The organism is Zooshikella ganghwensis DSM 15267 (genome assembly GCF_000428585.1).
Classification (GTDB): Bacteria; Pseudomonadota; Gammaproteobacteria; order Pseudomonadales; family Zooshikellaceae; genus Zooshikella; species Zooshikella ganghwensis.
The window spans coordinates 1-8,294 of the sequence record NZ_AUAF01000176.1 but is presented as its reverse complement, the minus strand read 5'-3'; the positions used below and the strand labels follow the sequence as shown (position 1 = coordinate 8,294).

The 8,294-nt window shown below is 41.0% G+C and carries 1 protein-coding gene; it reads left to right on the top strand.

Annotation, left to right across the window (positions count from 1 at the left end; translation table 11 throughout):
* Positions 1-805: 805 nt before the first annotated feature.
* The gene (locus F607_RS0122585) at positions 806-8,158 is read left to right on the top strand and encodes a polymorphic toxin-type HINT domain-containing protein (protein ID WP_027709889.1); all 7,353 of its coding nucleotides are present in this window, start codon (positions 806-808) and stop codon (positions 8,156-8,158) included.
* Positions 8,159-8,294: the final 136 nt, after the last annotated feature.

The following is an 8,294-nucleotide window of genomic DNA, read 5'->3' as shown; positions in this document are numbered from 1 at the left end:
TTCAAGGCCGCTTGAAGCAGTCTTTTTTTAGTTCACATTGACTGATACAACAGTCATCGGCAATCACGGCCATTCATCGATAAAACAGATTCAGTGCGATGATGAAATAAATTAACTGCCGTATCGTGCTGTAATGAAATCACCCAAGATAGAAACCTTACCCCGTGAGCTTCGCCTGATCATAAATGCTGCTGCAGTCGAAAGCCATCATGCCATAATGCATTAGCGAATGCTTTACGAGGTTTAGAGCACTGCCGCGAGGCTTCAAACTTAGCCTTGACCACTTCCAGTGTTTAAGGGACATCTGGGGATGAATAGGTTTCCATGGTGCTTCTCCTGAACCATTAACGATGCAGGAAAAGGCTAACAGCAAGGGCTAGGGGGAGTCACGCACGCCAGTCGAGGGGACACAAAATACTCGTCTTGATACTATTAGTATTTACTCAAAAGTACTGCCTGATAAGACGATAGCTTGCTCAGCGTTAGTTTGATGTTGACACTTAAAAAGTAAGTCAATCCTATATGTGCAGGATGAGTTTCATTATGAAATTTATATAAAATGAAGAGATGATACATTTTAATACACAACAGTATATGTATTTTGTCTCATAATATGTCAAAGTCTATCGCCTATTAACAAGGTTAAAATTATCCTTACGTGCACTATTATTTTCGAAATATCTGTTGATAGGCTGAATAAGAAGTTTAGCACTTACTTGCGCAATTTATTAATCATAAAAAATAAGCTTTAACCGCTGTTTTTTTTGCAGTTTTTTAATACCAAAAATAAAAAATGAGGAATATAATGCCCCTACCTAATCGCAGAGGCAAATCGTCAATACTTAAGCATATTGTGAACAGCTTAAGTTCACAGTGGTTTGCTAAAAGCTTACTGCTTTGCTTGCCTTTTCAAGTAATCCATGCGGATGAAACAGGTACATTACCAGGTAAATTCACGGTTAATGGTAATGGTGCCGCTAATTATTCCATTCCGATTGAAGTGCCTCCTGGAGCTAAAGGAGTACAGCCTTCATTAGCGCTGCTTTATAACAGCCAATCACATAATGGTTTGCTAGGGGTAGGTTGGCAACTGTCAGGGTTGCAAATGGTAGCACGATGTTCACAAACACGACATCAAGATGGACCTAGTTTTACTCCTGGCGTTGATTTCAGCCAAAACGACAGGTTTTGTCTAAATGGCCAGCGCTTGATAGTCACTAATGGTGATTACGGCAAATCTGGTTCAAGCTATCGATTTGAGCGAGATAACTGGAGTCAAATAACAGCCCATGGTTCCTGTGGAACAGGTCCATGTAGTTTCACCATGGTTGACAAAATGGGGACTACCTATGAGTTTGGCCAAACAGAAGATGCCCGTATAGAAGCTAAAGGTCGTTCAGATGTTTCAGTTTGGATGATGAATAAAGTAATTGACCGTAATCAGAATTACTTTACTTATCACTACTCTGAAAACAAAACTAATGGTGAGTCTACTATTAGCCGAATTGAGTATACAGGTAATGAGCGTGGAGGGGTTACACCCAATAATTCAGTTGTATTTGAATATGAAAACCGACCTGATACCTCATCTCGATACCTACAAGGCCAACAATATTCGACAACTAAACGACTACAAACAATAATTACTAAATTTGGCTCTGAAATTGTAAAAAACTACCGTATTAATTACGAGCAAGGGAATACGACCAATCGAAGTAGAATTAACAGTATTCAAGAATGTGCAAGAAATACCTGTTTTCCTAGTACAACGTTTTCTTATTCAGATCAAGGCAACTTAGTACACGACTTTGGACAAACTGTTGGTGGTATTGATCTTGGCGACTGGACAGATGTTGATGAAGATGATGCAAGTTCATATTTACCTATGGACGTTAATATTGACGGAATCACTGATTTAGTTGGGATATGGAAAAAAGGAAGTTCTGCACATGCATCTTCTTGGCAAAATGATGGCCAAGGTCACTTTACTAAAATACAAGACAACTATGTGGGAGGGTGGACCAGTCGAAATGGTGAACGTGCACGTAAGTATCTTTCTATGGATATTAATGCTGATGGTGCAGCAGATATTGTAGAGATTTGGAAATATGAGAATAATGCTCATGCGGCTATCTGGTTAAATGAACAGACTGGTAGATTTAATAAAAACTCTAACCATCATCATGCAGGATCAAAAATAGGAGGATGGAGTGATCCTAATGGCTCTAAGGCTCGCAAATATTACCCTATGGATGTTAATGCAGATGGCTTTCCGGATATTGTAGAAATCTATAAAAGGGATAGCAATACTGGAGCAGTTGCTTGGATTAATGATGGTGAAGGTCTTTTTCAACAGGGACCTGTCTCAAATATAGGTGGTTGGTCAGATGTTAATGACGGTGATGCCAGACGCTATTTAGCAATGGATATTAACGCTGACGGTTTTCCAGATTTAGTCGAAATTTATAAAAGAGGTAGCCACACTACAGGGGCTTCATTATGGATTAATGATGGAAAAGGCAGATTTTCAGGGGTCTCAAGCCAAGAAATTGGAGGTTGGTCAGATGTAAAGAGTGGTGATGAACGCCGTTACCTTGTAATGAATCTTAACGGAGATAACCTGCCAGATATTCTTGAGATCTGGAGAAATGGAGACAAAGGAGCCTATAGTGCGTTTTGGATAAATAAAGGAAACTATTCCTTTGAAAAAACATTTGGAGATGGTTCTTCGGTTGGTAGTTGGACTCCTGCAAACGGAAATGACGCCAGGCGTTACTTACCCATTGATGCAAATGGTGATGGAGTTGACGACCTGATTTCAATCTGGCGAAAATCAGACGATGTGACGTTTGCTACTATCTGGATAAATAATGGGCATGGCGAATTCAACAATTTATCGGGAGGATCACATCTTGGCGGCTGGAGTAATGTAAAAGCCGGAGATGCTCGGCGTTATATACCTGTAGATATTGATGGCGATGGGGTTAATGAAGTTTTAGAGATCTTTAAATGGGGCAATAATACTAAAGCTTCCGCCTGGTCACTGCGAGAAAATAAACCGGACCTGTTAACTAGCATCACTGACGGTCTCGGCAAAAACATCAGTATCAGCTATAAGCCAATCACGGATAAGGCTGTATATACACGTGATAATCAGGTTGATGGAGAAGAAAGTGACGCCACATGGATCAATACAACGAATAGCTTATACGTTGTTGATAGCCATCAAGTAAAAAGTTCTGAAACGATTAATGACTGTGATACATCAATAGACTGTTTTAGATTTTCCCATAAATATGAAGAAGGTGTTGTTGACCGAAATCGAGGCTGGTTGGGTTTTAAAAGGACCATTTTAATTGACCATCAGCATAATACGAAAACAGTCACCACACACCACCTTAAATTTCCGCTAACAGGACTTATTCAAAAAGTAGAAGTATTAGATAGCGAACAAGATACAAAGCTTGGCGTAACAACGTCTACTTATCGAAAGTGCTCAGGCGAGGAAACAGGCTGTGAAGATTTACCTGAAAAGGTAAAACGTGTTTATCTTGATAAGCAAGAGAAACAGCACTTTACTGAAGGCCAACATAATTACACTTCGCAAACACGCTACCAATATAATAATGCTGTAGCAACGAACGGTGAGCCCACAGCTATTTATACTATGGGTGATACCAAAAACTCTCAACAAGATGCCTACGCAACTTGTCATCAGTACCGATCAGGCAGTAACTGGTGGGAAAATACCTTTATCGACTACACCAAAGTAGCCCATATTAATAGTGACTGTGGTGCGGTAAGTGCGTGGGATAATCAGGATTATTCACTTACACATTATGTCTATGATGGGTACCAAAACGTTACCTCAACTCAACGTTACGTCAATGCAGGATTAGCAAATAGCCAGTCAGGGTCAATGATTGATTCAGCGAACTATAGCTACGACAGCTTTGGTAACGTAAAGCAGGTAAAACATCGCTCTGGTGCTGTCACACAATACACTTACGATGAGACAGGTACTTATTTAACATCTGAGTCAACTAAAGGTGAAGGGGTTACCCTAACCTCAACTTACCAATATGATCAGCGATTTGGCGTACTTACTCAATCAACCAACCCTAATGGGCATACAGTAAAATCTGAACTTGATGCTTATGGCCGTGTTATTGCCGTTTATGAGACAAACCCTCGCGGACAACTACAGCAGGTCGTTGCTAAACAATACAAGGAAGCTGAGTTTCCAGGCTTACTTAAAGTTATTACAAAGCAGCGAAAAGACTGGGAAGATAATAACCAGAGTAGTTGGCTGACGACGCATGAATATTCAGACCCGCTTGGACGTGGGCGATCAAATCACGAGCCAGGAAAAGGCAATTTATATACAGTTACTGATTTAAATATATTTAACGTTAAAGGACAGGTTGATAAATCCGTATCAACTTTCTTTGAAAGTGAACCATACGGTTGTGTCAAGCTTGCCAGTAGTGAATCTAAGTGCAATGAATCCCCAAAATACCCAGAGACAACATTTCAGTATGATCGACATGGAAGACTGACCCAAGCAAACTACCCACTGGGTGGTATCAATAAATACAGTTATGAATTACATGACGATCGGCGTCTGATCAAACAGTTTAATGACCCTGCAGCATCAACAAGAAATGACGGCCGTTTGGTTAGCCAGGTCCTAAAGCATAATACGCAAGGACAAGTTATTTATCAAAAAGCAGCGGATGGTGCAGAAACCCGTTATGAGTATGATGCAATAGGTCGTTTAGTTAAAATTACTGACCCCTCAAACCAAGTACGCCAATTTGCGTATAACAGTTTAGGGCAAAAAATAGCAGATCACTCAGAAGAAACAGAAACTACACGCTACCAATATGATAGCCATGGTAATTTGGTGAAACAAATAGATGCCAGTGGCCGGGTAGTACAGCTTGAATATGATCAGTTAAACCGAGTTAAAAGAAAGCTAAGTATTGCAGGCTCAAAAACAACGGAAGTTATTTATGAGTATGGTTCTTCTAGATCAGCCAATCACCATACGCTTGGCCGTCTAGCGGTATTAACAACTAAAGTGAATGATCGCCTTAGAGTACAAAAAGAGTATCGATATACTCCTAATGGCTTAATACGTTATTTATGGTTTAAGTTTGATATTAATGAGAATGGGAAATTTGACCATGATAGTAATGTGGGTGAGTCATCAATATTTTCTTGGGAATATAATGCATTAAATCAAGCTAAATCCGTTGGCTATCCTGATCGTAGTCAGGCCAAGATTCTACGTTCAGAAGCAGGCAACAGTTTTCCGACAGCACTTCAGTATGAATATAAGCGAGGTGAAACCAATCAATCTCAAACTCTTGCTGTTTACGAAGGCTATCATGTAAATGGCCAACCCACTGAAGTGGTGTATGGAAATGGTATCATTGAGGCACATAAATTTGATGCGCTTGGTCGGCCAGATCAGCTACTTGTGCAACAAAATGCCGAAGTCATGCTGCTTAATCAATCCTATCTTTGGAATCGTGCCAATGAACTTATTGGTATTAAAGATAATAATATAGATCGCCTCTTACAAACCCTAAGCCATAATAGCCATGGTCGGCTAATCAGTGCCAAAGGTGGCTATGGAGAATTTAATTATAGCTACGATCATTCTGGCAATGTCCAAACGGCCAAAGGGATGGAATATATTTATGATAATGAAAAAAATCACCAGCTGAAAAAGATTAAAAATACGGTCAATGGTAAAGACAAATATTCCTATACGTATGATAAGGCGGGTTATTTAACGCGTAAAATAGACCACCAGCATGGTGTAACCTGGCTTTATGCCTGGGATGGTAATGGGAATCTGACTGAAATTAAGCGTAATAGCGCGTTAGTAAACCGTTTTGAGTACGATGAAAATAATAATCGAACAGTTAAAAAAGATTATCAAAATGGTGTACTCACCAACTCGACTTATTATTTTCTGGGTCTGCATGAAGTTGTTGTCAGGCAGAATGGCTCGCGTAATTACACCAATTATATTGGTAAAGTTGCCGCTAAAACAGAAGAAGTCTCTGGGCTTAATGTCAGTGGCGTAATGACGGTAGAAGATCAGATTGGCTTGCATACAGGGATTATGATGGCTTCTGTCATGCCTGTTGATCTTGAAACGTTAAATGACTTTTTTACTGGTATTGGGCTGATCCTGACACATAGTGAAATAGGCGCCGAGATAATTGCTGCTGCCCTTTGGTTAATCTTACTTTCGTTCATTGCTGTCTATTTAATGTTTATTGCATTGCGCACGGCAAGCAACGAAAGTGTAGTGGGTCAACTGCGTTATCAGCTACTGATACGCTGTGTAGCGAAGGGCTGGTTGTCTCGGCAACAGGCACATGCATGGAATAAACCGACACCACCCGCGTATTTAGCTGATCGAGGCAAACACCAGCTACTAACCATAGGCTTTGTCTGTATTTGCTTTTTAGGCTCTTATGCAGCGCCTACGTTTGCAGCACTTAAACCAGGGCAAAATGGTGTAGGTGTGCCTGTTTCGGGTAATTTGCTTTACTTCCATCGAGACCATGTGGGCAGTACCTCCATCGTTACCAATGAACAAGGTGATGTGGTCTCCCGCGTGGAATACACTCCATACGGTGTCATTGATCAAGCCAACAGCACAGGTGAAGATAGCTTCAGGGCAAAATTTACAGGCAAAGAATATGATGATAATGCCCAGCTCTACTACTTTGGACATCGCTATTATGATGCAGAGATAGGACGTTTTATTTCCCCCGATCCTGCTGCGCAGTATCACAGTCCCTATCTCTATGGCAATGATGATCCCTTCGCTGGAACTGATCCAGATGGAGAGTTCTTTATCACAGCGATTGTTTTGACAATTGCCATTGTCGGAGGAGCTTACGCTGGGGGAGCGGCTGTAAACCATAGCGCAAACCCCGCTAGCTGGGACTGGAAATCAGGTAAAACCTGGGGTGGCATTATTGGTGGTGCAGTCATTGGTGCTGCAGGCGGTGCTGCCGGATTAGCGGCGGCTGAAGCTGGATTTGGTGTTGCTGCCGGGCTTGCGATTGATGGAGCTATTGCCGGAACTGAAAATGCGGCCTTTACCGCGATGGGTGGAGGTTCGATGAGTGATATCGGCAAATCCTTTGCATTAGGGGCTGTAACTGGCGCGGCAATGAGTGGAGCCTTTAGAACCGCAGGTGCTGGGTTTAGCGCTGCACGTTCTTCCCTAAGAGGTATGCGCAGAGGCACTCAGTTTGCTGAAGCTGAAGAAATGATTCCCTGTAGCACTAACTCTTTCACTGCAGGTACATTGGTTTCCACTGAAAAAGGCCAAAACCCTATCGAAGCAGTTAAGGTGGGCGACTTTGTTTGGTCGTACAATGAAACGACTGGTGAGGTGGAGCTAAACAAAGTTACCCATCTCTTCAATCACATCGAAGATAAATACCTTGCTATTGTCGTCGATGGTGAACGTATCGAAGTGACCCATAAGCACCCTATTTATGCAGAAGACAAAGGTTGGGTTGATGCTGAAAAGCTTGTTGTAGGAGATAAAATCCGTCAAAAGGATGGTGAACTGGCCACTGTAAAATCAATTACTCTTATTAATGCAGATGAGCGAGTTTATAACTTTACTGTAGATGTAGCCCATAATTACTTTGTTTCTGATGAAGAAGTGTTGGTGCATAATTGTGGAGACGATGGTTGGACAACGGTAGGGAAAAAAACAAAACCTAAAACCAAAACGCTTGAAAGTAAAAACAACACACAAGTGCTCCAAAAAAAGGTAAATGAGGGTTCAGGGGCAACAGCACAGCTAACTTTATCTAGGAAAACTATTTCTAGGCTAAAATTCAACGCTAGAGGTACAATAGATGGCTTGAGTGGACAAGCTAGAGACCTCCATCCTGATTTAAAAACGGCTTTAAATAATGTTCCTCAAAAAATACGTCCAAATTTTCATGGACAATGTGCCGAGATTGATTGTATTAATAAAGCTTTGGGTTTGGGTGTCAATATTGAGGAACTCGAAGGTACAACTATTTCAGTACAGGATGTAAAGGGAGGAAATAAGGGAGCTTGTCCTAGTTGTTCCCATGTTAAAAAACAATTTAAAATCAATTAATATGAGTTTATAACTTAGTATTGATTCTACTTTCCTTCAAAAAAATAGCCGATAACCCTGCGTATCGGCTATTTTTTGTGCAAATCAGATACAACCTAACATTTATGGGTCTTTACCAACCATCCACAAAGCTATG